The sequence below is a fragment of the Streptomyces sp. NPDC059900 genome, assembly GCF_050270335.1.
Lineage (GTDB): Bacteria > Actinomycetota > Actinomycetes > Streptomycetales > Streptomycetaceae > Streptomyces.
In genome coordinates this window covers 1-2,685 of sequence record NZ_JBNNJZ010000839.1, presented here as the reverse complement: position 1 = coordinate 2,685, position 2,685 = coordinate 1, and the positions used below count along the sequence as shown (strand labels likewise).

Below are 2,685 nucleotides of genomic sequence, written 5' to 3'. Positions count from 1 at the left end.
GGAGGCTGACTGCCGCGGCGTCATGCACGCCGTCCTGGATGTCAACGACCCAGAACCGCTGACCGCCCACAGCCCGCTGTACGACCTGCCCAACGTCGTCCTCACGCCGCACATCGCCGGATCCCTCGCCTCCGAGACCCGCACGATGGCCGGCGCCGCACTGACCGAACTGGAGCGCTACGCCGCCGGTCTGCCCCCGCTCGCGCAGGTCACCCGGCAGCTGCTGACCGTACAGGCGTGACCTGGCCCCCGACCCGAGCCCGCCACCACCCAGCCCCAAGGAGTGCCATGAACCATCAGCTTCCCGGCAGAAGGACCGTACTGCAGGCGGGCGGCCTGGCAGGCCTGGCGGCCGCCGTCGGCCTGACCGCCAACCCGGCCAGTGCGGCGCCCGCCGCAGGCCCCTGCCACCCGCGCATCACCGACCTGGGCCCGGCCGTACGCCAGTTCTCGCTCATGAGCGCCCTCCTGGTCGGGGACACCCTCTACATCGGCTCCCGCAACATCGAGCCCGTCCAGATCATCGCCGTACACCTGCCGTCCCAGAAGGTCGTGGCCCGGACCGAGTTGGCAGGCGGCCACTCCATCCAGGCACTCGCCGCCGACGACAGCGGCAGGTACCTGTACGCGGGAATCCTGCAAAAGGCCTCCGGCGAACGCCCCAACCTCTTTCGCTGGGACCTGAAAACGCCCGACAAGCCGGCCGAGTCCCTGGGCCGCATAGCCGACCGCGACGTACGCGCCCTGGCCGTGGCACCCGACGGTGTCCTCTACGCGGTCGGCGGCGGCAGCAGCACCGCCCCGGCCCTGTGGGAATACCGCCCCGCCACCGGCGAGATCCGCAACGCGGGCACCCCGGACCCGAAGGTCACGCTCGCGCGGGCCGTCGCGGCGACGCGTACCCACGCCTTCTTCGGCGCGGGCACCACTTTCAACGGCGGCGGCGACACCAGCAGAGCCGCCCTCTACGCCTACGACCGCTCCGCCGAGACCTTCACCCAGATCGCGCCCTCGCAGATGCTGCGCGATCCGAGCATCCGCGATCTGGCGGTCCTGGGCGACAAGCTCGCCGTGAGCTCCGCCGCCTCCACCGAGGAGGCCAAGGTCGCGCTCCTGGACCTGAACGACCTGTCCTCGTACCAAATCGCCACGTCGACGGGCAAGGTCGCCAAGTCATTCACCATGATCGGCGACACCGTCTACTACGCCAACGAATCCGGCCTGCTGGCCTACCAGCCGTCCACGAACACCGTGTCCCCCCTGCGCCACGACGGCCCCGAACTCGGCGAGATCTGGGGCGTGGACAGCCGCGCGGGCAAGGCCGTCGTCACGTCGGCCTACGGCTTCGTGGCCCAGATCGACCCGGTGGACAAGACAGCCGCCGTCACCGACCTCGGCAAGGCCGGCGCGCCCATGGCCGCCCAGAGCGTGATGGGCATCGCCGCCGGCGGCGGCCACGTCTACGTCGGCGGGAACGCGACGATCGCCCGCCACACACCCGGCGGCGGGAAGGTCGTCAACCTCCGTGCCCCCGGCGAGGCCAAGGACGCCGTCGTCGTCCGTCAGATCCTGTACACCGGCCAGTACAACTCCCAGGGCATCTGGCGCTACCACCCCCGCACCGGCAAGATCAGCCAGGCGTCCGCCTTCCCGTCCGAACAGAACCGCCCGCTGGACGTCACCTTCGACCCGGTCACCGGTCTCGTGCTCGCCGGAGTGCAGTGCGACACCGAGGGCGGCGGCGCCCTGTGGACCTACCACCCCGGGACCGGCAAGTCCCGGCACTTCCCCAACCCGGTCGACACCTCCAGCTGCGTCCGCGGCATCGCGTGCCGCGACGGTGTCGTCTTCCTCGGCGGCGACAACACCGCCCCCGCCGGACCGCGCAGCACCGTCGTCGCCTTCGACCCGGTGGCCGGCAAGGAACTGTGGCGCGTCGACCCGCAGCAGACCGCCGGTGTCGCCGCCCTCGCGGTACGCGGACGCCATCTCTACGGACTCTCGCGCAAGGGCGGCCTGTTCGTCCTCGACATCCCGGCGCGCAAGCTGATCCACCGCGCGGACGTCACCTCGGTCAGCAACGGCTTCGCCGCCATGGTGACCAACCGCGGTGTCGTCTACGGCGTCTCCGACACCACCCTCTTCCGCTTCCACCCCCACACCTTCGCCCTCTCCGTCGTCGTCCCCGACATCGACGGCGGCTGGTACAGCGGCGCGCACATCACCAACGACGAACACGGCCGCCTCTACACCATGCGCGGCCGCAACCTCGTCCAGATCACCGACCACCCCCGGTACTGACGCCGGGGGCGGCGCGGGCACCTGCCCGTGTCCCCCGCAGCACTCAAGGAATGTTCCGCGTCATCCCCCCACCCATTCCAGGGAGTTCCCATGAAGAAGGCCCACACCAGGATCTGCATCGGCCTCTGCGTGGCCGCGATCGCCGGCACCGGATATGCGGCGACCGCCTCCGCGACACCCGAAGCCGGACACCCTTCCGCAGCGGCACGCCAACAGGGCGCTCAGCAAAAGGACACCGGTAAGTCGGCCCTGCCGAGGCGGGCATCCGACCTGCTCGACGTCACCTACGAGTCCGGCACGCCCGACTCCGGCATCCCCGGCCTGACCACGACGCACGCCAAGGCCCCCGACGCCTCCGGGGTCGAGGACAGCGGCGAGCAGAGC

2 protein-coding genes and 1 pseudogene are annotated in these 2,685 nt (G+C 71.0%); all 3 read left to right on the top strand.

Annotated elements, in window-relative coordinates; translation table 11 throughout:
* On the top strand, positions 1-241 hold a 241-nt coding region (locus tag ACQKIP_RS44720), incomplete at its 5' end, for an NAD(P)-dependent oxidoreductase (RefSeq protein ID WP_427745620.1).
* A gap of 47 nt (positions 242-288) precedes the next feature.
* A complete protein-coding gene (locus ACQKIP_RS44715) occupies positions 289-2,301 on the top strand; it encodes a PQQ-binding-like beta-propeller repeat protein (protein WP_365865014.1) in 2,013 nt (670 codons plus the stop codon).
* Between the two features lie 90 nt (positions 2,302-2,391).
* Positions 2,392-2,685: pseudogene (locus ACQKIP_RS44710) on the top strand (hypothetical protein); the annotation flags it as partial.